This window comes from Brachybacterium sp. AOP25-B2-12 (assembly GCF_052378625.1).
Classification (GTDB): domain Bacteria; phylum Actinomycetota; class Actinomycetes; order Actinomycetales; family Dermabacteraceae; genus Brachybacterium.
This window is the reverse complement of the sequence record NZ_JBQSXW010000005.1, coordinates 59,617-81,667: the sequence shown is the minus strand read 5'-3', so window position 1 is coordinate 81,667 and position 22,051 is coordinate 59,617. Positions and strand designations below refer to the sequence as shown.

The 22,051-nt window shown below is 74.2% G+C and carries 18 protein-coding genes; 7 read left to right on the top strand and 11 right to left on the bottom strand.

Features of this window, described 5'->3' with window-relative positions:
* Positions 1–12 precede the first annotated feature (12 nt).
* Genes galK through ACT3TZ_RS05335 form a run of 3 tightly spaced genes read right to left on the bottom strand, consistent with a single transcriptional unit; the run spans position 13 to position 3,789 of the window.
* Positions 13–1,236, bottom strand: a complete 1,224-nt coding sequence (gene galK / locus ACT3TZ_RS05345; protein ID WP_444582361.1) for a galactokinase — start codon at positions 1,234–1,236, stop codon at positions 13–15.
* Positions 1,237–1,282: 46 nt separating this feature from the next.
* Entirely contained in the window at positions 1,283–2,347 is a 1,065-nt protein-coding gene (locus ACT3TZ_RS05340; protein WP_444582360.1) for a lactonase family protein, read from the bottom strand.
* Entirely contained in the window at positions 2,344–3,789 is a 1,446-nt protein-coding gene (locus ACT3TZ_RS05335) for a threonine/serine ThrE exporter family protein (RefSeq protein ID WP_444582359.1), read from the bottom strand. The genes ACT3TZ_RS05340 and ACT3TZ_RS05335 overlap by 4 nt, the downstream gene beginning before the upstream one ends.
* Before the next feature lie 59 nt (positions 3,790–3,848).
* Between ACT3TZ_RS05335 and ACT3TZ_RS05330 the strand changes: the two genes are divergently transcribed.
* Positions 3,849–4,463, top strand: coding sequence for a carbonic anhydrase (locus ACT3TZ_RS05330; protein WP_444582358.1), 615 nt, complete (start codon positions 3,849–3,851; stop codon positions 4,461–4,463).
* Positions 4,464–4,532: 69 nt separating this feature from the next.
* On the opposite strand, the gene ACT3TZ_RS05325 is transcribed toward ACT3TZ_RS05330, so the two are convergent.
* Positions 4,533–4,823 carry a DUF3017 domain-containing protein gene (locus ACT3TZ_RS05325; protein ID WP_444582357.1) on the bottom strand — a complete coding sequence of 97 codons (291 nt, stop codon included), beginning with the start codon at positions 4,821–4,823 and terminating at the stop codon, positions 4,533–4,535.
* Positions 4,824–4,919: 96 nt separating this feature from the next.
* Here ACT3TZ_RS05325 and ACT3TZ_RS05320 point away from each other — a divergent pair, with 96 nt between their 5' ends.
* Together ACT3TZ_RS05320 and ACT3TZ_RS05315 are read left to right on the top strand one after the other, a co-directional pair.
* A complete protein-coding gene (locus ACT3TZ_RS05320; protein WP_444582356.1) occupies positions 4,920–6,416 on the top strand; it encodes an aspartate ammonia-lyase in 1,497 nt (498 codons plus the stop codon).
* A gap of 137 nt (positions 6,417–6,553) precedes the next feature.
* Complete coding sequence (locus tag ACT3TZ_RS05315; RefSeq protein WP_444582355.1) at positions 6,554–8,278, top strand: polysaccharide deacetylase family protein; 1,725 nt, start codon at positions 6,554–6,556, stop codon at positions 8,276–8,278.
* Between the two features lie 86 nt (positions 8,279–8,364).
* Here the strand turns inward: ACT3TZ_RS05315 and ppk2 are convergent, their stop codons facing one another.
* From ppk2 to purN, 3 genes are all read right to left on the bottom strand, one after another.
* Positions 8,365–9,285, bottom strand: coding sequence for a polyphosphate kinase 2 (ppk2, locus tag ACT3TZ_RS05310; RefSeq protein WP_444582354.1), 921 nt, complete (start codon positions 9,283–9,285; stop codon positions 8,365–8,367).
* Between the two features lie 50 nt (positions 9,286–9,335).
* Positions 9,336–10,994: a bifunctional phosphoribosylaminoimidazolecarboxamide formyltransferase/IMP cyclohydrolase gene (gene purH, locus ACT3TZ_RS05305; RefSeq protein WP_444582353.1), complete on the bottom strand. Its 1,659-nt coding sequence runs from the start codon at positions 10,992–10,994 to the stop codon at positions 9,336–9,338.
* 72 nt (positions 10,995–11,066) lie between these two features.
* A complete protein-coding gene (gene purN / locus ACT3TZ_RS05300; RefSeq protein ID WP_444582352.1) occupies positions 11,067–11,672 on the bottom strand; it encodes a phosphoribosylglycinamide formyltransferase in 606 nt (201 codons plus the stop codon).
* Positions 11,673–11,847: 175 nt separating this feature from the next.
* Between purN and ACT3TZ_RS05295 the strand changes: the two genes are divergently transcribed.
* On the top strand, positions 11,848–13,197 hold the full coding sequence (locus ACT3TZ_RS05295) for a UDP-glucose dehydrogenase family protein (protein ID WP_444582351.1): 1,350 nt from the start codon (positions 11,848–11,850) through the stop codon (positions 13,195–13,197).
* Between the two features lie 124 nt (positions 13,198–13,321).
* On the opposite strand, the gene ACT3TZ_RS05290 is transcribed toward ACT3TZ_RS05295, so the two are convergent.
* Positions 13,322–14,722 (bottom strand): cell division protein PerM, encoded by a 1,401-nt coding sequence (locus ACT3TZ_RS05290; protein ID WP_444582350.1) that lies wholly within the window; start codon positions 14,720–14,722, stop codon positions 13,322–13,324.
* A gap of 140 nt (positions 14,723–14,862) precedes the next feature.
* On the opposite strand from ACT3TZ_RS05290, the gene ACT3TZ_RS05285 reads away from it, so the two are divergent.
* Positions 14,863–16,170 carry an isochorismate synthase gene (locus ACT3TZ_RS05285; protein WP_444582349.1) on the top strand — a complete coding sequence of 436 codons (1,308 nt, stop codon included), beginning with the start codon at positions 14,863–14,865 and terminating at the stop codon, positions 16,168–16,170.
* A 3-nt stretch (positions 16,171–16,173) separates the two neighbouring features.
* Here the strand turns inward: ACT3TZ_RS05285 and ACT3TZ_RS05280 are convergent, their stop codons facing one another.
* The 3 genes from ACT3TZ_RS05280 to ACT3TZ_RS05270 form a co-directional block, all read right to left on the bottom strand.
* Positions 16,174–17,496, bottom strand: coding sequence for a S1C family serine protease (locus ACT3TZ_RS05280; RefSeq protein ID WP_444582348.1), 1,323 nt, complete (start codon positions 17,494–17,496; stop codon positions 16,174–16,176).
* Positions 17,497–17,612: 116 nt separating this feature from the next.
* The gene (menD, locus tag ACT3TZ_RS05275; protein WP_444582347.1) at positions 17,613–19,382 is read right to left on the bottom strand and encodes a 2-succinyl-5-enolpyruvyl-6-hydroxy-3-cyclohexene-1-carboxylic-acid synthase; all 1,770 of its coding nucleotides are present in this window, start codon (positions 19,380–19,382) and stop codon (positions 17,613–17,615) included.
* Entirely contained in the window at positions 19,379–20,377 is a 999-nt protein-coding gene (locus tag ACT3TZ_RS05270; RefSeq protein ID WP_444582346.1) for an o-succinylbenzoate synthase, read from the bottom strand. Before ACT3TZ_RS05270 ends, menD begins: the two co-directional genes overlap by 4 nt.
* Before the next feature lie 51 nt (positions 20,378–20,428).
* Here ACT3TZ_RS05270 and ACT3TZ_RS05265 point away from each other — a divergent pair, with 51 nt between their 5' ends.
* Both ACT3TZ_RS05265 and ACT3TZ_RS05260 read left to right on the top strand, forming a co-directional pair.
* Positions 20,429–21,016: a GNAT family N-acetyltransferase gene (locus ACT3TZ_RS05265; RefSeq protein ID WP_444582345.1), complete on the top strand. Its 588-nt coding sequence runs from the start codon at positions 20,429–20,431 to the stop codon at positions 21,014–21,016.
* Between the two features lie 44 nt (positions 21,017–21,060).
* On the top strand, positions 21,061–22,050 hold the full coding sequence (locus ACT3TZ_RS05260; protein WP_444582344.1) for a 1,4-dihydroxy-2-naphthoyl-CoA synthase: 990 nt from the start codon (positions 21,061–21,063) through the stop codon (positions 22,048–22,050).
* Position 22,051: the final 1 nt, after the last annotated feature.

Below are 22,051 nucleotides of genomic sequence, written 5' to 3'. Positions count from 1 at the left end.
GGGCCCCGGGGCTCAACGCTCCTGGCCGGCGCCGTCCGCGGGCAACGACACGAAGAACTCGGGAGTCCCGAGGTCCTGCTCGACGAACGCGTCCGTGATCGCCTGGGCGGTGGCCTGCGCGCGATCGGACTCGACGAGGGCGATGATGCTGCCCCCGAAGCCGCCGCCGGTCATCCGGGCACCGTGGGCCCCTGCTGCCCGGGCGGCGTCGACCGCCACGTCGAGCGCGGGCACCGTCACCTCGTAGTCGTCCCGCAGGGAGTCGTGCGAGGCGTTCAGGAGCGCTCCGACCTCGTCGACCTGCGCGCGGATGCTCCCCCGGGACAGCAGGGCGACGACATCGCGCACGCGCTGGATCTCGGTGACCACGTGCCGGGCACGTCGCCGCACCGTCGGGTCCTCGATGCGCTCGAGCGCCTGGTCGAGACCGGCCGGGTCCACGTCGCGCAGCGTCGGGACGCCGAGCGCGCGGGCCGCCGCCTCGCTGTCCCGTCGCCGGGCGACGTACTCGCCGTCGACGTGGGAGTGCTCGGCGCGGGTGTCGCAGATGAGCAGCGCGAGCCCCTGGGAGCCCAGGTCCCACGGGACGTCGCGCGTGGAGAGGTCGCGGCAGTCCAGCAGGAGGGCGTTGCCCTCGCTGCACAGGATCGAGGCCGACTGGTCCAGTCCCCCCGTCGGCGCCCCCGCGAAGTCCGTCTCGGCGGAGATGCACGCCCGCACGCGGTCCAGGGGCGTCGTCCCGAGGGAGAACAGCGCCTCGAAGGCCTCGGCGGCCGCGCACTCGAGCGCCGCCGAGGACGAGAGCCCGGCACCCAGGGGCACGTACCCGTCGACGAGCACGTCCGCACCGCGGGTCTGGGAGCCCGAGAAGAACGGGCGCAGCGCCCACAGGACGCCCGCGACGTACGCGGGCCAGCCCTCGACCTTCTCCGGGGCGAGGTCCTTGGCCTGCATCTCGAACACGACGTCGCTCTGGAGGGACCGCAGGCGCAGCAGGTCGGTGGGCGTGCGTGCGGCGGCGACGAACGTGCGGTGCTCGATCGCCATCGGGAGGCACAGGCCGTCCTGGTAGTCGACGTGCTCGCCGATGATGTTGACGCGCCCCGGCGCGGACCACACACCGTCGGGCGCATAGCCGTACACGTCGGTGAAGCGGTCCGACAGCGCCTCGGCGGTGCGGGAGCGGTCGGGGGCCGTCGAGAGCTCGGCGGCGGCGCCGTGGGGCGCAGTGGTCATGTCGGGTCCTTCCAGGGAGCAGGTGCCGTCGGTGCGGCGGAGACCATTATGGCCGGGGCGCGATGCAGCACACCGACGGCGAGGGGACGGGGGTCGCGGCGGTGCTCAGGTGCGTCCCGTCCCAGCGCAGGAGGTCGATGCGATCGGACTCCTGGGCCGCCACGAGGACGAGGTCGCCGATCCGGGCGAAGTGCCGGGGGTGCTCGCCCACCTCGGTCTCGGCGACGAGCTCGGGCCGGGCCGGCCCCAGGCTCAGCACGGAGATCGAGTCGGGGCCGCGGTTGGCGACGAACAGGTGCGCCTCGTCGTCCGTGAGCTCGATGTGCGAGGCGTAGTCCTGGATCCCCGTGCCGCTCGCGGGCTGCTCGGAGACGACGCTCCACGCCGGGGCACCGGACGCCTGCTCGGTGCCGCCGGACGGTGCCGACCCCGGTGCCGGGCGCGCGCGCACGGCGACCGCGAGCTCCCCGGAGACCTCGCAGGCGATGTAGAGCGAGCGGCTCTCGTGGTCGGTCGCGAGGTGGCGGGGCCCCTGGCCTCGCGAGAGCGCCACCTCGCCGGCGAGGTCGATCGACCCGTCGGCGGCCTGGGCGTAGACGTACACCCGGTCCAGCCCGAGGTCGCTCACCGCCAGGAGACCCGGCGTGCCCGGCAGCAGGACGGTCTGGTGGGGGTGGGGCTCGCCGCCGTGGCGGTAGGTGGTGTGGTCGCACACGTCGAGGACCCGCTCCGGGAGGCCGTCCGCGTCCAGGCCCACCACCTCGACATGGCCCGAGCCGTAGTCGGTGACGACGAGGGTCCCGGCGACGGCACCGTGGGCGACGTGGCAGCCGCCGGAGCCCGTGAGGTCGAGGGAGCCCGCGAGCTCGACCTCCTCGGCACCCGTGGAGACCTTCAGCGCGACCAGACGCGTGGGGCTGGTCTCCTGGACGGCGTAGAGCAGCGTGCCGTCCGGGCTCCAGACGAGGAACGAGGCGTCCTCGATCGGGAGGGACGCGAGCCGCGCGAGCGACGGGACCGCGGGGTCGACCGCGAGCAGATCGATGCCGGCTCCGCGTCCCCTCCCGCTGGACGAGTAGCTTCCGGTCGCGACGACGGTGTGCGCGGTCATGGGGTCTCCTGGGAAGGCTGGGCGAGTGGGGGGTTCGGATCGTCCGTGCCGTGCACGGACGCGCGATCGAGCGCCATGATCGCACCCGTGGGTGTGGCGGTCCTGCGACCGGCGCGTGCCCGCGGGGTCGAGATCTGGCGCCGCCTGCGGATGGTGGTGAACGGCGCCGCGATCACCGGCGTGAAGGCGCTGACGGCGCGGCCCGTCATGCGCTGCAGCCGCGTGACGAGCACCTGTCCCAGCACGGCACCGGCGGCGAGGGCCACGGCGATCTCGCCCGCCTCGAACAGCTGGCCGGCGCCGTCGGGCAGATCGGAGCTCACCGCGAGCAGGCCGCGGTAGATGCGGCTGCCGGGGACCATCGGGACCACACCGGCCATGACGAAGGTCAGGGCGGGGGCGCGCTGACGCTCGGCGAGCAGCACGGCGAGCCCGCCGGCCAGGAGCGAGGTGAGACCGACCGACCACACCCGGTCCAGCCCGAGCACGCCGAGTCCGTAGGAGACGAGGGTCGTCAGTCCCGCGATCCCCGCGCACCAGGCCAGCGAGCGGTGGGGCGTCTGGACGCTGATCGCGTATCCGAGGCCGATGAGGAGCCCGGAGACCGCAAGGGGCAGGGCCGAGGCCAGGGTCACGGGCAGGGCCGCGCCCACCGAGACGTCGGCGCCGATCGCCTCGGCCACGAGCAGCCCGCCGCGCACCCCGACCACGAGACCGACCGTGAGCATGAGGGTCTCCAGGATCCGTCCCGAGGCGGTCACGTACCAGCCCGTGATCGCGTCCTGCATCGCACCGAGCGACGTCAGGCCCGCGAGCAGGATGATCAGGCACGAGACCACGACGATCGAGGAGTCGCTCGACGGATCGACCACGTGCACCAGCACCGTGGCGAGCGCGGCGACGAACCCGCCGATCGCCTGCACGTAGAAGGCCGGGAAGCGCCACCGGTAGAGCTGCTCGGTGACGATGAACAGGATGATCGCCGTCGCGGTCGCGGCGCACACCACCAGCAGCCGTGCGCCGAGCCCCAGCGCGGCCGCGCCGCCCATGAGCGCGAGGCCTGCGGCGATGAGCCAGGGCGGGTAGATCCGGGGGTTGTGCGGGATGTCGAGCACCCGGGCGGTGGCCTGCTCGAGGTCCAGCACCCCGTGGACGTACTCCTCGGTGACGGTCTCGAAGGACTCCAGGCGCGAGAAGTTCTGCACGCGGTACCCCGCGGAGCGGATCCGGGTGAAGGGCGCCGAGGCGTCGTCGGGCAGGTACGAGATCGAGACCTCGTCGAAGGTGACGGTCACCGAGACGTTGCGGATCCCGGAGGAGGTGATGAAACGCAGGACGGTGGCCGTGACCTCGGAGGCCGCGGCTCCGTTGGAGAGCATGCCCTCGCCGATGCGCATCGCGAGGTCGAACACCGCGTGCAGGCGGGCGAGATCCGTGGCCACCGAAGGATCGTGCCACACTGACGTCGCCGTCCGCACGCCCACCCCGAGGAGCATCACGCATGTCCGCATCGTCCCCCGTCGCCACGCCCCGCGCAGCCCTCGACGCCCTGGTGGCCGGGAACCGGCGCTTCGCCGCCGGGACCCCCGCCCACCCGCACCAGACGGCCGATCACCGCCGCCTCCTCGAGGGCGGACAGGCCCCGTACGCGGTGGTCCTCGGATGCTCGGACTCCCGCGCCAGCGTCGAGCTGCTGTTCGACCAGGGCTTCGGGGACGTGTTCGTGGTGCGCAACGCCGGGCACGTGATGGGGCGCTCGGGCACGGCCCAGGCGTCGATCGAGTTCGCGGTCGCCGAGCTCGGCGTCAAGGTCGTCTACGTGCTGGGCCATCAGTCGTGCGGGGCGATCGCGGCGACGGTCGCCCACCTGGTCGACGGCGCGCCGCTGCCGGGAGCCATGAACATCCTGGTGGACCTGACCCGCGGGCACCTCGATCCCGAGGATCCGGCCCGCGACGCCGTGGCGCGCCACGTCGCCGGCACGGTGCGGGACCTGCTCACGGAGTCCCCGATCGTCGCCGAGGCGGTCGAGCGCGGCGACGTGCTCATCGCGGGCGGCTGGTACGGCCTCGAGGACGGTCTGGTGCATCCGGTCGAGGCGGCCCTGCCGGCCTGATCGGGTTCTCCGGACGCGACGGGACGCCTCGGGGCCCGGGGGCGGCGCGCTGATGTCGGACCGCTGGGGTCAGAGGTTCGGCGAGCCCGCGAGGAACAGCAGGCCGACGGCCAGTGCCAGCAGCACGGCCACATCGATCGGCCGGTGCCGGACCGCGAGCGCGCCGACCGCGCGCACGGGCAGGACCGCCCGCACCAGGGCGAGGCCGCCGAGCTCGGCGGCCAGCAGCACGCCCGCCAGCGGAGCGTGGCCCAGGGCGCCGATCACGACGATCACCACGAGGACCGGGAGCGCCACGAGCAGGACCGCCTGACGCCGCAGGGCGGCGCGGACGGTGTACGGGGAGGCGCGATCGGGCACCGCCCCATCGTACGGGCACCCCCGCCGGACTAGGGTTGGTGTTCCCGGCCTGCGACGATGCGGACGGGACGCGAACCTCCAGGAGGACGATCCGTCATGACCCAGACGCGCACCGAGCACGACCTGCTCGGCGACCGGGAGGTCCCCGCCGAGGCCTACTACGGCGTGCAGACCCTGCGCGCGCAGGAGAACTTCCGGATCACGGACGTCCCGCTCGCGCACTTCCCGCGCCTGATCGAGGCGCTCGCCCTGGTCAAGCGTGCCGCGGCGCGCGCCAACCATGCCCTCGGCGCGCTCGACGACGCGCGGGCCCGGGCCATCGACGAGGCATGCGCCGAGATCGCCGGCGGTGCACTGCTCGACCAGTTCGTCGTGGACGTGATCCAGGGCGGCGCCGGGACCAGCACCAACATGAACGCCAACGAGGTGATCGCCAACCGCGCCCTCGAGCTCCTGGGCCACGCCAAGGGCCAGTACGAGCACCTCCACCCCAACAACCACGTCAACCTCGGCCAGTCCACCAACGACGTGTACCCGACGGCGGTGCGGCTGGGGATCCTGCTGTCCTTCCCGGCGCTGGCCACCGCGATGGACGAGCTCATCGAGGCGCTGCGCGCCAAGGGCGAGGAGTTCCACGACCAGCTCAAGATGGGTCGCACGCAGCTGCAGGACGCCGTGCCGATGACGCTGGGCCAGGAGTTCGACGCCTGGGCCACCACGGTCCACGAGGACGTCGAGCGGCTCACCCGCACGGCACGGCTGTTCCAGGAGATCAACCTGGGAGCCACGGCGATCGGCACGGGCATCACGGCCGACCCCCGGTACGCCCAGCGCGCGACCGCCGAGCTGAGCGCGCTGACGGGCATCGAGTTCCAGGTCTCGAGCGACCTCGTCGAGGCCACCAGCGACACCGGCGCGTTCGTGACGTTCTCCGGGGTGCTCAAGCGGATCGCCGTGAAGATCTCGAAGATCTGCAACGATCTGCGCCTGCTGTCCTCGGGCCCCCGCGCGGGGTTCGGCGAGATCAACCTGCCGCCGGTGCAGCCCGGGAGCTCGATCATGCCCGGCAAGGTGAACCCCGTGATCCCCGAGGTGGTCAACCAGGTGGCCTTCGAGGTGATCGGCAACGACCTCACGGTCACCTTCGCGGCCGAGGCCGGACAGCTCCAGCTCAACGCCTTCGAGCCCGTCATCGCCTTCAACATCCTCGAGTCGGTGCGGGTGATGACCCGCGCGATGCGCACGCTGACCGAGCACTGCATCCGGGGCATCACCGCCAACGGCGACGTGCTGGACCAGACCGTGCGCACGTCGATCGGCCTGGTCACCGCCCTGGTCCCCGTGCTCGGCTATGCCAGTGCGACGGACATCGCGTCCAAGGCCCTGCGCTCGGGACGTCCCGTGGCCGACCTCGTCGTGGAGGAGGGGCTGCTGGACGTCGCGCACCTGGAGCGCCTGCTGTCGCCCCGCCTCATGACCTCACCGCACCGCCCCACCGCCACCGGATCGATCCCCGCCCTGGACGAGGGCGCCACGGACTCCGGCGAGGTCACCCACCAGGGCGTCGCCGAGGGGACGGCCGCGGCCGAGTAGCCCCGGGGACGGGGGTCCGGGACGACTCCGGGATCCGATCCCCCCGGAGGCTGCACCCGGGGTCGTAAGGTCGTGGAGGCGGTCCGGACCGCCGGGAGAGCCCGGTGACACGGGAACGGACGACGGAAGGCTCGAGGATGACCACGCCCGGGGGCACGCACTCCGACCAGACCAACGGGCGCCACGAGCGCGCCCCCGAGGGACGTACCGGGCGCCGCGGCGTCCTCATCGGCGGCGCCGCGCTCGGCGTCGTCGCGGTCGGCGGCGCCGGCTGGGCCGTCGTGAACGGTCTCGGCGGCGACGGGAGCTCCGCCTCCGACGGCGGGGGCGGCCTCTTCGGCGGCGGCGACCCCAGCGAGGAGCCCACGAAGGCACCGCGGATCCTGGACACCCTGCCCGACCAGGGCGCCCATGTCCCCGACCTCGCCACCATCGACCTCTCGGCCCTCTCCGAGCCCGTCGCGGTCGCGTTCCCGCGCGTGCCCGGCGCACGCGGCATCTCCGAGGCGCTCGACGTCGCGGTCAACAAGGTGCTGCGCGAGCACGTCTGGGCCGGCGAGGCCGCGGGCGAGCTCACGGCGACGGGCCAGGTGATCGCCGCCGGCGCCGATGTGCTCGGCGCCGCGCTCCAGGTCACCGAGGGCACGGCCCGCGGCGCCTCGGTCCTCTACTACCGGGCCGACGGGGACCGTGCGTTCACCTCCCCGGGGCTCATCGCCACCGAGCAGTGGCCGGCGTTCGAGAAGGCCGTCGCGTCGGGTGCCGGGGACGTCGAGGGGCTCGACGCATCGAGCGTCGCCTCCCAGCTCCAGGAGCAGCCGCGCCCGTGGGGCAACGGCCCCAGCCTGCTGTTCGACGCCGACGGCGCCCTGCACGTGGTGTTCCCGGCGGCCTCCGTGAGCGGCACGCGCACCGAGGCCGAGGTCGTCCTCGACACGGCCCAGGTCCCGGCGCTCCTGTCCGAGGACGGCAAGGCCGTCGCGGCCGCGGTCGCCGCCCCGGCAGGATTCGATCCCTCCCGGGTGACCGTGCCCGGGGACGGCTCGACCAACGGCGACAAGGTCTACGTGGACCCGCCCGAGGTGGGCCCGGCCGCCAAGGCCCGCGACAGCGACGGCGCGGGGCCCGTGTCCCAGCTGGCTCCGCTGTCCGGGGCGGGCGTGCGCCCCTCCCCCGTCCCGGCACCCGATGCCACGCGGCTCAACGCGCTGTCCCTGACCTTCGACGACGGCCCCTCGCCCGAGCTCAACCAGAAGCTCCGCGACACGCTCAACGAGCACCGCGTCGCCGCGACGTTCTACATGATCGGCCAGTCCGTGCACGCGTACCCGGAGTGGTGCACGCGCACGGCGACCAACGGCTTCGAGATCGGCGAGCACTCGTGGTCGCACAAGCAGCTCTCGGCGCTGTCGGGGCAGAAGCTGATCGACGAGGTCACCAAGCCCAGCGACGCGATCGCCCAGGCCGCCGGCCGCGCGCCGTTCGTCATGCGTCCGCCGTACGGCGCCCGCAACGACCGTGTCGACGACGCAGTGGGCGCGCTGGGCCAGAGCTCCCAGATCTGGGACGTGGACACCCTGGACTGGAAGACCAAGAACGTCCAGAAGAACATCGACGCGATGCGCTCGGGGGCCGCGCGCGGCGTCATCGCGCTGATGCACGAGATCCATCCGACGAGCGTCCAGGCGGTGCCGCAGATCCTCGACGACCTGGCCGCGGGCGGATTCACGATCCTGACGGCCTCCGAGATCGGCCAGGCGCAGATGTGGGCCGGCAAGCACTACATGCACGGCCTGGTCACCCATGAGATCGCCCCGAGCGCTCCCGCGAGCGACGGCGGCGGCTCCACCGGTCAGGGCTGACGGTCCACCGGTCCGAGCTGACGGCAGGGGCGCCCGACGGCGAGGGGGACGACGGCGGGCGCCCGGTGGGGGCGCCCGCCGTTCCCTCACTCGTCGGCCTCCTCCTTCTTGCCCCGCATCACCAGCAGCGGGTCCGGGCTGCCGACGACGGAGTCGTCCTTGCCCTCGTAGTCGAACTGCGAGAGGAAGAAGCGCATCGCGTTGATCCGGGCGCGCTTCTTGTCGTTGGAGCGGATGATGGTCCACTGCGCGTACCGCTTGTCGGTGCGGCGGAACATCTCCTCCTTGGCCCGCGTGTAGTCCTCCCAGCGTCCGAGGGACTCGAGGTCCATCGGCGAGAGCTTCCAGCGGCGCACCGGATCCAGCTGCCGGATCGCGAACCGCGTGCGCTGCTCCTTCTGGGAGACGGAGAACCACAGCTTGGTGACGTGGATGTCCGAGTCCACGAGCATCCGCTCGAACTGCGGCGCCTGGTTCATGAACCGCTCGTACTGCTCGTCGGTGCAGAAGTCCATGACGCGCTCGACGCCGGCACGGTTGTACCAGGAGCGGTCGAACAGGACCATCTCGCCGGCCGTGGGCAGGTGCTGGATGTAGCGCTGGAAGTACCACTGGCCCAGCTCGCGGTCACTCGGCTTGTTCAGGGCCACCGTGCGCGCGGTCCGCGGGTTCAGGTGCTCCGTGAACCGCTTGATCGTGCCGCCCTTCCCGGCTGCGTCGCGGCCCTCGAAGATGATGATCGCCTTCTTGTGGTTGTCCTCGAGCCAGTACTGGAACTTCAGCAGCTCGATCTGCAGGCGGTACTTCTCGAGCTCGTAGGCGTCGCGGTCCATGCGGGTGTCGTACGGGTACCCCTCCTGCCAGGTGTAGACGGGGTTGCCGTGCGGATCGATGAGATCGGGATCCGGGGTGTGGCCGTCGGCGACGGTGTACCCCTCGTCGCGGAGCTGCTCGATGAACTCGCGCAGGCTCGTGTTGTCGGGCCTGAAGAGATTGGTGGGGCTCACGATCGATCCTTTCGGAGGTCCCGGGACGCGCTGTCCCCGGGACGCGGGGCTCAGTGCGCGAAGTGCCGCGTGCCGGTGAGGTAGAGAGTGACGCCGGCGTCGGCGCACGCGGCGACGACCTCCTCGTCACGGATGGACCCGCCGGGCTGCACGATGGCGCGCACCCCGGCGTCGATGAGGATCTGTGCGCCGTCGGCGAAGGGGAAGAACGCATCCGAGGCGGCGACCGCCCCGCGGGCCCGCTCCGGGGCCACCTGGCCCTCGGCGTGCTCGCCCAGCGCATTCGCCCGGGTCACGGCCAGGCGGCAGGAGTCCAGGCGGTTGACCTGCCCCATGCCGATCCCGACCGCCGCACCGTCTGCGGCCAGCAGGATGGCATTGGACTTCACGGCGCGGATGGAGCGCCAGGCGAAGGCGAGGTCGGCGAGGGTGGCCGCGTCGGCGGCCTCGCCCGCGGCGAGGGTCCAGCTCGACGGGTCGTCCCCGGGCGCCTGGAGGGCATCGGCGTCCTGGATCAGGGAGCCGCCCCAGATCTGGCGGATCTCGACCCCGCCGCGGGGGCGCACCGCCGTGCGCAGGATGCGCAGGTTCTTCTTGGTGCGCAGGATCTCCAGCGCCTCGTCCTCGTAGCCGGGTGCGAGGATCACCTCGGTGAACACGGGCTTGACCTGCGCGGCCATCGCCGCGGTCACGACGCGGTTGGCGGCGATCACGCCGCCGTACGCGGAGACGGGATCGGTCGCGTGGGCACGGGCGTGGGCCGCGGCGATGTCCTCGCCATCGGCGGCGACCGCGATCCCGCAGGGGTTGTTGTGCTTCATGACCACGACGCACGGGGCGTCGTGGTCCGAGGCGGCGCGCACGGCGGCGTCCGCGTCGACGTAGTTGTTGTAGCTCATGGCCTTGCCGCCGAGCTGCTCGGCACCGGCCAGCCCCGGGGCGTCGTCGTCGATCACGGCGACGCGGGCCCGCTGGTGGGGGTTCTCGCCGTAGCGCAGGGTGCGCAGGCCGGCCTCGGCGGCGGCCTCGTCGTCCATGTCCAGGAGGAAGGCGTCCTCGCCGCCGGCCGCCTCGGCCGCCGCGACGTCCTCCTCGAGGGCCTCGTCGGCCTCGTCGTCCAGGCGCGAGAGCATCCAGTCGCTGATCGCGGCGTCGTACTCGGCGATCCGGCCGAAGGCGATCGTCGCGAGCTCGCGGCGCTCCTCGGCGGAGAACCCTCCCGCGCGCGCGGCGCGCCCGGCGCGCACGTAGTCCTCGGGGTCCACGATCACGGCGGCGGAGGCGAAGTTCTTGGCGGCGCTGCGCACCATGGCGGGGCCGCCGATGTCGATCTTCTCGATGATCTCGGCGTCGGTGCCGCCCGCGGCGACCGTCTCCTCGAAGGGGTAGAGGTTCACGACGACCAGGTCGAACGGGGCGATCGACTGCTCGGCCAGCTGCGCGCGGTGGCTCTCGAGCCGGCGGTCGGCGAGCAGGCCGGCGTGGACCGCGGGGTGCAGGGTCTTGACGCGGCCGTCGAGCATCTCGGGGAAGCCGGTGACCTCGGAGACGTCGGCGACGGGGATGCCCTGCTCGCGGATCCGGGCGGCGGTGGATCCGGTCGAGACGATCTCGACGTCCGCCTCGTGGAGCGCGCGGGCGAGCTCGGGGAGCCCGTTCTTGTCGAAGACGGAGACGAGGGCACGGCGGATGGGGTTGCGGTCGGTCACGATGCTCCTGGGGTCGGGCGGTGCGGATGCGTTCAGGGGTGCTGCGGGGCTGCGGCGTCGGCGCGGCACGGTTCAGGTGCCGGTGGTGAGGTCCTCGACCACCTCGACGAGCATGTCGCGCTCGACGGCCTTGATGCGCTCGTGGAGGGAGGACTCGGTGTCCTCGGGCAGGACCTCGACGGCGCGCTGGGCGAGGATGCGGCCCGTGTCGATGCCGGCGTCGATCTCGATCACGGACGCGCCGGTGATCCTGACCCCGTACGCGAGGGCGTCGCGGACGCCGTGCGCGCCGGGGAAGGACGGCAGCAGCGCGGGGTGGGTGTTGATGATCCGTCCGCCGAAGGCGTCCAGCAGCGGGGCGCCGACGATCCGCATGAAGCCCGCGAGCACCACGAGGCGCGGCGCGAGCTCGCGGACGGCGGCGGCGAGCGCCTCGTCCCAGGCGGCGCGGTCCGGGTGATCGGCGAGCGCGATCACGCGGGTCGGGATCCCGGCCTCGCGGGCGTGGTCCAGCCCCGGGGCCTCCACATCGGCGACCACCCCCACGACGGCGAACGGTGCGCCGGGCCGCCGGGCCGCGCTCAGGAGGGCGGCGAGGTTGCTGCCGGCGCCCGAGATGAGGACGACGACGGGGACGGGAGGCGCTGCGATCACCGCCCCAGAGTACGTGACCTGCATCCCTGCGGCCGGTCCCGTTCGCATCTCGTCACCCGGTGGTGGCCTGCGCGAAGCCCGCTGGTCACCCCGTGGTGGGGCGGCCGCCATCCGGTCGCCCTAGCCTCCGCGGGGCGGCAGGTCGCACCGGCGGCCTCCGAGCACTCAGGGCCGTGCGACGGCTCGCGAAGGGACATGCATGCGCATCGGTGTGATCGGCTGCGGCTATCTCGGGGCGGTCCATGCGGCCTGCATGGCCGAGGCGGGCCACGACGTGATCGGGATCGACGTCGATCCCGCCCGGATCGAGCGGCTGGCGGCGGCGCGGGCGCCGTTCGTCGAACCCGGGCTGCCGGAGCTGCTGGCCCGGCACGTCGAGAGCGGGCGCCTGCGCTTCTCGACCGAAGCCGCGGACGCCGCGGACTGCGCGGTGCAGTTCCTCGCGGTGGGCACCCCGCAGCGCGTCCACGGGACCGGTGCGGACCTCTCCCACCTCGATGCGGCGGTGGAGGCTCTCGCCCGCGCGGCCGCGTCCCGCCGGGACGAGGCCCCTGTGCTCGTCGCGGGCAAGTCGACGGTGCCGGTGGGCACGGCCCGCGAGGTGGCTCGGCGGCTCGCGGAGGCGGTCGCCGCAGGACGCACGGGCGGCACGCCGATCGAGCTGGTGTGGAACCCGGAGTTCCTGCGCGAGGGACGCGCGGTGCGGGACACGCTGCATCCCGATCGGCTGGTGTACGGGGTGGCCGATGCCGACGAGTCCGGGGACGCGGTCGCCCTGCTCGACGCGGTCTACGCCCCGCAGCTGACCGAGGGCGCCCCGAGGATCCTCACCACCTACGAGACCGCCGAGCTGGTCAAGGTCGCCGCCAACTCGTTCCTGGCCACCAAGATCTCGTTCATCAACGCCATGGCCGAGCTGTGCGACCGCACCGGCGGGGACGTCACGGTGCTCGCCGACGCGATCGGGCTCGACGACCGGATCGGCCGGAAGTTCCTGCATGCGGGGATCGGGTTCGGCGGGGGCTGCCTGCCCAAGGACATCCGCGCGTTCATGGCACGTGCCGGGGAGCTGGGCGCCGAGGACTCCCTGACGTTCCTGCGGGAGATCGACCTCATCAACGCGCGGGCGCGCGAGCGGGCCGCCGACCGGGTGACCCGGGCCCTGGACGGGGTGCTCGCGGGGCGGCGGATCGCGGTGCTCGGAGCGGCGTTCAAGCCCGACTCCGACGACATCCGGGACTCCCCCTCGCTCGCGGTGGCGGACAAGCTCGCGCTGCGCGGCGCCAAGGTGCGGATCTACGATCCCGCGGCGATGGAGCACGTGCGCCGCAGCTTCCCGGTGCTCAAGCACCGGGACTCCGCCGAGGCGGCCCTGCGCAACGCCGAGCTGGTGTTCCTGGGCACCGAGTGGCCCGAGTTCCTGGCGCTGGATCCGGTGGCGACCCGCGAGATCGTGGCCCAGCCGATCATCGTCGACGGGCGCAATGCCCTGGATCCGCAGGCGTGGCGGGCGGCCGGGTGGACGTACGTGGGGACGGGCCGCCCCTGAGGGTGGACGGGTCCGGGCACGCGGCCCGGCGGCGGGTCGGCACCGGCCCACGTGCAGTTCGGCACCGGCCCGTGCGCAGTTCAGCCCCGGCGCGTGCGCAGGTCGGTCCCGATCCGCGTGCGGGTCAGTCCCGGTCCGCGGACGGGGCTGCCGCCCGGTCGGGATCGGCGTCGCGCGTGTCGTCCGCGTCCTGCGCACGATCCGCGTCCAGCGCCCCTTCCGTGGCGTCCACGCGGTCCCCGGAGGTCGGTCGCTCGAGCGCCTCGGCCCGTTCGACCCGCGTGCGCAGACCCCGCCAGCGGTCCCGCACCCAGCTGGTCAGCGGCGTGTCCAGGGCGATCGCGACGACCGCCGTGGCGCCCAGGACGATCCCCAGCAGGGTGGGCACCGCCGACAGCACGTCCGGTCCCAGCACGGCCAGGCGACCGGTGCCGATCCCCCCGACGGACAGCCCCAGCAGCAGCAGGACGGCGACGACCACGACGCCGGCATAGCCGCACCAGGCCAGGACCCGGGTGCCGACGGCACCGCCGGCGACGTCGCGGGCCAGACGCACCGCCCCGAGCCCCACGGCGATCACCGGCACCGCCAGCAGCGCCCACACGGCCCCGGGGAACGCCCCGGGTCCGGGCATGGCGCCCAGCAGCGGGAGCGCGGGCATGAGGCCGGTCTGGGAGCCGGCGAGCGAGACCGCCGTGCCCGTCCCGACGGTGAAGGTCCCGCCCACCAGCACTGCGAGCGTCCAGACCACGAACAGGGGCAGCAGCGCGAGCTGGACGAGGGCGAGCACGATGCCGCCGACGATCCCGGGATCCAGCTCCGTCCACAGCGCGCCGATGCGCCCTGCGCCGAGCCCGACGGCCACGAGGGTCAGCAGCAGGGCGCCCACGAGCATCGCCAGGACCGCGATCCCGGCGGCGCGGGCGATCGCGTCGTACGGCGAGGGCAGGAGGTCCAGGACCCGCACCCGGGCGCCGAGGCGCGCCGCCGAGGCGCGCAACCCCAGCAGCAGGCCGATGATCCCGCCGAGGACGGCCACGAGCGCACAGGCCAGGGCGGCCGAGGCGACCACGGGCTCCACGAGCTCGCTGCGTCCGATCGCCGCGACGAGCAGGCCTCCTGCCCCGTAGACCAGGACGAAGGCCGCCAGCGCGGACCCGGCGTCGCGGACGGCGCGGGTGCGCAGCGTGCCGTCGCCGGTGACGAGGCTCAGGGCGCGACCCATGCGGCGCATGGGCGCGGCGGTCACGGCCAGGAGCACGAGCATGAGGCCCAGCGGCGGGATCGACACCGCACCGGGCACGGCTCCCCCCGTGATCACCAGGCTTCCCCCGTGCCCGAGGACGAAGGCGTCGATGCCCAGCAGGACGGCACCCAGGACGGTGAGCGAGGAGTTCGAGGCGCCGAGCTGCGCGGCCAGCGCCGGGACGATGCACAGCGCCAGCCCCACGGCCAGGGCGCCCAGGGCCGCGATGCCGCCCATCACCCACGGCGAGGTGATGCGATCGGTGCTGGCTGAGGTCACGCGGGAGCTTCCGTTCCGGGGGTCGAGGTCTGGCCGCACCGGGAGGGGCGGACAGCCGCCCGTGCCGGGCTCCGGACCATGCTGGTCCGCCCGGGGTCGGAAGTCCAGGACGGCCGGGGCGTGTCGCATAATGGCCGGTGATGTCCACCCCACACCGCCCGCGACCTCGCGCCGCGCACCCCGGATCCGACCCCGCCGAGGGCTCCCGGCTCGTGGTGCGCAGCACCCGCATCGAGCAGGGCGTCGATCTGCCGGCGCACCTGTCTCCGGGTGCCACCGCGGCCTGGCTGCACCAGGGACGGGGCTTCGTGGCGGTGGGCCGCACGGCGGTCCTCCTCTCCTCGGGCCCCGGCCGCTTCGCCGACGCCTCGCGATCCTTCCGCGCGCTCGTGGCCGATGCGGATGTCGAGGACGAGGTCAACAGGCCCGGCAGCGGGCCGATGGCCTTCGGCACCTTCTCCTACGCCGACGCCTCCGCGCGCCCCTCGATGCTCGTCGTCCCGCGGGCCGTGCTCGGCATCAGCGAGGGCGAGGCCTTCTGGACCACGATCCGCCGGTCCGACGAGCCCGCAGGTCCGGCCTCCTGGCGCGACCTCTTCACGAGCACCCCTCCCGGCCAACGGGTCGACGTCGACGTGGACCCCGACCACACCCCGGACGAGTACCAGGGGCTCGTGGCCGAGGCCGTGCGCCGGATCCGGGCGGGAGAGGCCGAGAAGGTCGTGCTGTCCGAGACGACCGAGGTCACGACGTCGGGTCCCGTCGATCCCTCCGCGCTCGTACGGCGCCTCGCGGACCGCTATCCCTCGACGTGGGCGTACCGGGTGGGGGACGTGGTGGGCGCGACCCCGGAGATGCTGGCGCAGACCGAGCGCGGGCGCGTGTTCAGCCGGGTCCTGGCCGGGACGCGTCCGGTCGCCGACGGCGGCGAGCTCGCCGAGGACGAACGGCGGGCCTTCCGCGCCGACGCCAAGGAGCGCGCCGAGCACACCTTCGCGATCGACTCCGTGACCCGGGCGCTGACCGCCGTCGCTGACGACGTGGTCGCGTCCCCCGAGCCGTTCGTGCTGCGCCTGCCCGGGCTCGAGCACCTGGCATCTGACGTCCGCGCCCGGTTGCGTCCGGGGGTGACGAGCCTGGACGTGGCCTCGGTGCTGCATCCCTCGGCGGCCGTCAGCGGCACGCCGCGCGAGCGCGCCGACGAGATCATCGCCGAGCTCGAGGCCCACGACCGGGGCGGCTACGGGGCCCCCGTGGGCTGGATGGACGCCCACGGGCACGGCCAGTGGGCGATCGCGCTGCGGATGGCGCATCTGCTCGAGGACGGGGGCCTGCGGCTCCAGGCCGGAGGCGGCCTGGTGGCCGCCTCCGACCCGGTCACCGAGCACGCCGAGGCGCTCGCCAAGACCCGTCCGGTGCTGTCGGCGCTGAGGGCGCTGGGCTCCTGAGGCTCAGCTCGCCTGGCTGAGCGTGACCGACGCCGTCGCCTCGGTGCCGTCCCGGAGGTACTTCACCTCGTGGGTCGAACCGACCGCGAGGCTGCGCACGTACGCCGTCAGGCCCGTGGCGTCCCCGATCGGCACGTCGTCCACCGACAGCACCAGATCACCCTGGCGCAGGCCCGCCTGCTGGGCGGGGCCGCCGTCGACCACCGAGCGCACCAGGGCACCGCTGTAGCTCGCGCCCTGGCTGTCCTGGTCGCCGTCCGAGGCGGTCACCCCGAGCAGCGCGTGCTGGGCCGTGCCGTGCTCGATGAGCTGATCGGTGATGAGGGTGACCGTCGAGGACGGGATCGCGAAGCCCAGGCCGATGCTGCCGGACTGCGTCTCCTGGGTCGCCTCCGTGCTCGCCAGGCCCGCGATCGAGGAGTTGATCCCGATCACGGTGCCCGAGCCGTCGACCAGGGGGCCTCCGGAGTTGCCGGGGTTGATGGCGGCGTCGGTCTGCAGCGCGGAGGTGTAGGCGGCATCGCCGCTGCCCTCGGCACCTGTCGCGCCCGTCTCCCCCTGGGTGCTCACGGGGCGGTGGATGGCGGAGATGATGCCGGTGGTCACGGTGTTGTCCAGGCCCAAGGGGGTGCCGACGGCCATGACGGGCTGGCCGACGGTCACCTGCGAGGAGTCGCCGAAGGTGGCGGGCTTGAGGTCCGCCGGAGGGTTCTCGAGCCGGATCACGGCGAGGTCGGTCGAGGGGTCCGTGCCGACGACGCTCGCGGAGAAGGCACGCCCGTCGGCCAGGCGCACGGAGATCTTCTGCGCGCCCGCGACGACGTGGTTGTTGGTGACGATGTCGCCCTGCGCGTCATGGATGACCCCGGTGCCCTCGGCCTGTCCCTGCGTGGTGGCGACCGTGATCGCGACGGTGCTCGGGGACACCGCCGACGCGACCGTCTCCCAGTCGATGCTGCCGGTCGCGGCGGCCGTGCGCGCGGCCGTGCCGCCGGCGGTCGCCGGGGCGCTCGCACTGGCGACCGGGCCGCCCGTGTCGGTCAGGGCGTCGTAGCCGAGCACCCCGCCGAGCGTCAGGCCCGAGCTCAGGATCCCGCCCGCGGCCACGAGGCCGATGACCCCGGCCCAGGAGGGACCGCGGCGGGTGCGGACCGGTGCGGGGGCCGGGGTGAAGGCCGGGGTGAAGGCCGTGCCCTGCGCCGCCGTGCCGTCGGCCGCGTGGGTGGGGCGATGCTCGGGGGCGGGGCCCTGCTCGGGGGCGGTGCTGTGGTCGGGGGTGGGAGCCTGCGGACGGGTCTCCCATCCGTAGCTGTTCTCGTCAGGCATGTCGCGCCTCTCTGGTCCATCTGATCCGGCGCGGCAGCGGTGCGTGCCGCGCGACGGGACTCATCACAGGCGCGATGCCCGGGGGCTCGATGGGACCGCGCTGTGCGCCTGCTGTGTCATGCGGGCCGATGGCCCCGGCTCCTCGCGGCGTGGTCGGTGTCGACGGCAGCTGCCCCGTGCTCGCCGATCGCCGTGGTGTCCGCATGGTCGGCCCCCGCGGGATCGCGCACGACGAGCAGCCGACGCCCGTGCGGCGTCCGACCGAGGGCGGTCGCCAGCGCGTCCGCGGTCAGTGCCGAGGCGTCGACGCCGAGCGCGCGTCCGGCGGAGACGAGGTCGGTGCCGTGCGGGGTGGTGAAGAACCGGCGCAGCACGTCCGGGTCCGCCGCGGCGTGCTCGAGGCCCGAGAAGATCCGACCCCCGCCGTCGTCGACGACGACCACGTCGAGATCGGGCTGCGGCTCCCCGGGACCGATCACGAGGCCCGTGAGGTCGTGAACGGCGGTGAGGTCGCCGAGCAGCACCCGCACCCGTCCCGATGCGCCCCGACGCGCCAGCGCGTAGCCGGTGGCGGTGGAGATCATGCCGTCGATGCCGGCCAGGCCGCGGTTGGCGACCACGGTGCCCGGGGTGGGGCCGGCCAGCAGCTCGAGGTCCCGCACGAGGCTCGAGGAGCCGAGCACGAGGGTGTCGGCAGGGCCGGTCGCCCTCCACACGGCGAGCGCGGCCCGGGCCTGCCAGGTCGCCGGTGCGCTGAGCGCCCGAGCCCCGGCCTCCTGCCAGGCGACGAGGTAGCGGGAGCGGCGCTCGCCGGCGGGCGCCGTCGTGCCGGTGCCCGCGGGGGCGGCGGCCGCGACGATCGCGGGGACCACCAGGCGGGCGTTGCGGGCGGCATCGGGCCAGGTCCCCGTCGCGTCGACCACCACGACGTCGACCCCGTCGGCGCCGAGCAGCCCGCGGACGACGGGGCGCGAGAGGGTGGGGCGGCCGAACACGATCACCTGCTCGGGCCGCAGGGCGTGGGCGTCCGCGGCCAGGGCCTCGCGCAGCACGGCGGGATAGAAAGGGACCAGGGTCGTGCCGTCCCGGGCGCCCGAGGAGGGCTCGGCCAGAAGAGGCAGCGCGTGGGCCTCGGCGAACCGGGCGGCCACCGGTCCCGCGCCGTCCCCGGCGACGACCACGGCGCGGTCCGCGAGCAGCACCGGCACGGGCGCCGGCGCCGAGGGGACGATGCGGCGCGTGGGCGCGGGCAGGGGGATCGTCCCCGCCCGCTCTTCGGGCGCGGTCTCGTGGATCCGTGGGGTCAGCGGGTCCCGGAGCCCGATGTTCAGGTGCACGGGACCGGGGCGCTCGCCCGTCGCGGCCGCGAGGGCGCGCGCGACGGTGGAGACGGCGGTGCGCACCTCGAGGTCGCTCGCCCGGTCCGCCGTCGGGGCAGGCAGGTCCGCGGCGAAGCGCACGGCGTCCCCGTACAGGCCCGCCTGGTGGGTGGTCTGGTTGGCGCCGGTGTCCCGCAGCTCGGCGGGGCGGTCCGCGGTGATCACGAGGAGCGGCACGCCCGCGTGGTGCGCCTCGAGCACGGCGGCGTGCAGGTGCGCGGCGGCGGTGCCCGAGGTCGTGACGACCACGCCCGGGTGCGCGGGATCGGCGCGGGATACCCCCAGGGCGGTGAAGGCCGCGGCGCGCTCGTCGATCCGGACGTGGGCGCGCAACGATGCGGCGGGCCCGGGCTGCTGCAGGGCGTACACGAAGGGAGCGGAGCGGGAACCAGGGGCCAGCACCACGTCCCGGACGCCGAGGTCCGCGAGCGCCGTCCAGATCGCGGCGGCCTCGTCGACCGCCCCCGAGCCCGAGGGGTTCAGGGTGCGCGGGGCGTCGCTCGTCATGGGACGAGGGTATCGCCGCAGGTGATCGCGGCGCAGGCCGCGAGACGACGCTCCCATCGCTCCCGGACGTCCCCGTCCGCGGCGCAGGCGGCGAGCGCGTCGGGATCGGGGTCGTCGCGGCGCACCGGGAGGAACCCGTCCACGGTGCGCAGGGGGTGCGCGGTCACATCGGCGGTCAGGAGCGCACCGGTGGCGAGCCCGCACGCGAACGGCAGCTCCGGCAGCGCGGCCGCCGCGGCGCAGCCCGCAGCCAGCCCGATGCTCGTCTCGAGCGCCGAGGAGACGACCACGGGGAGCCCGGCCTCGGCGGCGAGCGTGAGGCATCGGCGGATCCCGCCGAGCGGCTGCACCTTCATGACCAGGAGGTCCGCGGCGCCGGCACGCGCCACGCGCAGCGGGTCCTCGGCTCGGCGCACCAGCTCGTCCGCGGCCAGCGGCACGTCGAGCCGGCGCCGCAGGGTCGCCATGTCCTCGATCGACGCGACGGGCTGCTCGGCGTACTCGAGGCCGCCCGCGGCGCGGTCCAGCAGCGGCAGCACCGCGAGCGCCTCCTCGAGGGTCCAGGCCGCGTTGGCGTCGACGCGGATCCGGGCCGCGGGCCCCAGGGCGTCCCGCACCGCCTCGAGACGTGCGGCGTCCTGGGAGGGCGTGGTCCCGGGGTCGGCGACCTTGACCTTCGCGGTGCGGGCGCCGCCCACCCGGGCGATCTCGTGTGCGCGCTCGGGGGTGACGACGGGAATCGTGACGTTGACGGGGATGCGGTCACGCAGGGGCTCGGGCCGCGCGGTCGTGGCGTCCTCCAGGGCCGCCGCGAGCCACGCGGAGGACTCGACGTCGTCGTAGTCCCCGAAGGGCGAGAACTCCGCCCAGCCGGCCGGTCCCCGCAGGAGCACGCCCTCGCGGACGGTGATGCGGCGGAACCGCGTGGTCATCGGGATGGACCACGCGTGCGCGCGGTCGATGCCCAGGTCACGCAGGGCGGCGGGGACGGTCATCGCTCCAGGGGGCACACCCGAGGGTAGGCGATCCGAGGCACGATGCCGGACATGCCGAGCACCCCGAGCGACAGCGCCTCCGCCGACGTCCCGGACTCCTCGCGCACGGCCGGCTACGTCCTGCGACCCGTGCGGGAGACGGATGCGCCCGCCGTGCTCGCCGCCTTCTCCTCGGCCCCCGACATGGCCCGTCAGGGCGCGGTGGTCGACGAGGACGGCGCCCGGCGCCTCATCGGGTGGCTGCGGGACGACAGCGCGCGCTCCGTGGCGATCGCCGATCCCGACGGCGTGCTCGTCGGCGTGGTCGGGGTGCGCGTCGACGCGGTCGAGCGCACCGGCTGGGTGCATTACTGGGTGCACGCGTCCCACCGCGGGCGGGGCCTGACCTCCCGGGCCGTGGCCACGGTGTGCGACGAGCAGCTCGCGCCGGCCGGCGGGGCGCTGGAACGCCTCGAGCTCGGGCATCGGGTGGACAACCCCGCCTCCGGTGGCGTCGCACGGGCGGCGGGTTTCGTGCTCGAGGGCCGCGAGCGCGAGAAGTTCCTCGTGGACGGGACGCGGGTCGACGTGCTGACCTACGGCCGTCTGCCCGGCGACCCCTGGCCGCGCATTGCCCATCTCCCCCGCACGGTGCCGTGACGGTCCGGGCGACGTGCGTCGGGGGCACCGCCTACCCTGGGAGCATGCCCGCATCGACCGCTCCCGGCCACCCCGACGCCGTCCCGCCGCTGCCCCGCGACGTCTCCGAGACGTTCGACCCGCGGCGCTGGCGGGACATCGGCCCCGAGGAGCTCGGCGGGCCCGCGCTCACGGACGTCACCTACCACCGGGCGGTGGATCGGGCGGCCGGACTCGACCTGCCGTGCGTGCGGATCGCCTTCGATCGCCCCGAGGTGCGCAACGCCTTCCGCCCGCACACCGTGGACGAGCTCTACCGGGCGCTGGACCACGCACGGCTGGACCCCGGGGTGGGCGTGATCCTGCTGACGGGCAACGGCCCCTCGCCCAAGGACGGCGGTCGGGCCTTCTGCTCGGGCGGGGACCAGCGGATCCGCGGGCGCTCCGGGTATCAGTACGCCGACGGCGAGACCTCCGACGCCGTGGTCCCCGACCAGGCGGGCCGCCTGCACATCCTCGAGGTCCAGCGCCTGATCCGGACGATGGGCAAGGTCGTCATCGCCGTGGTCAACGGCTGGGCGGCCGGCGGCGGGCACTCCCTGCACGTCGTCGCGGACCTCTCCATCGCCTCCCGTGAGCACGCCCGCTTCAAGCAGACCGACGCCGACGTCGGCTCCTTCGACGGCGGCTACGGCAGCGCCTACCTCGCCAAGCAGGTGGGGCAGAAGCGCGCCCGGGAGATCTTCTTCCTCGCCGAGGAGTACTCGGCCCAGGACGCCTACGACTTCGGGGGCGTCAACCGCGTCGTCCCCCATGCGGAGCTCGAGGACGCCGCGCTGGGCCTGGCCGCGACGATCGCGGGCAAGTCCCCGCAGGCGATCCGCATGCTCAAGTTCGCCTTCAACCTCACCGACGACGGGCTGATGGGCCAGCAGGTCTTCGCCGGAGAGGCCACACGCCTGGCGTACATGACCGACGAGGCCGTCGAGGGACGCGACGCGTTCCTGGGCAAGCGCGCGCCGGACTGGTCCTCGTTCGGGCACCCCCAGGGCTGAG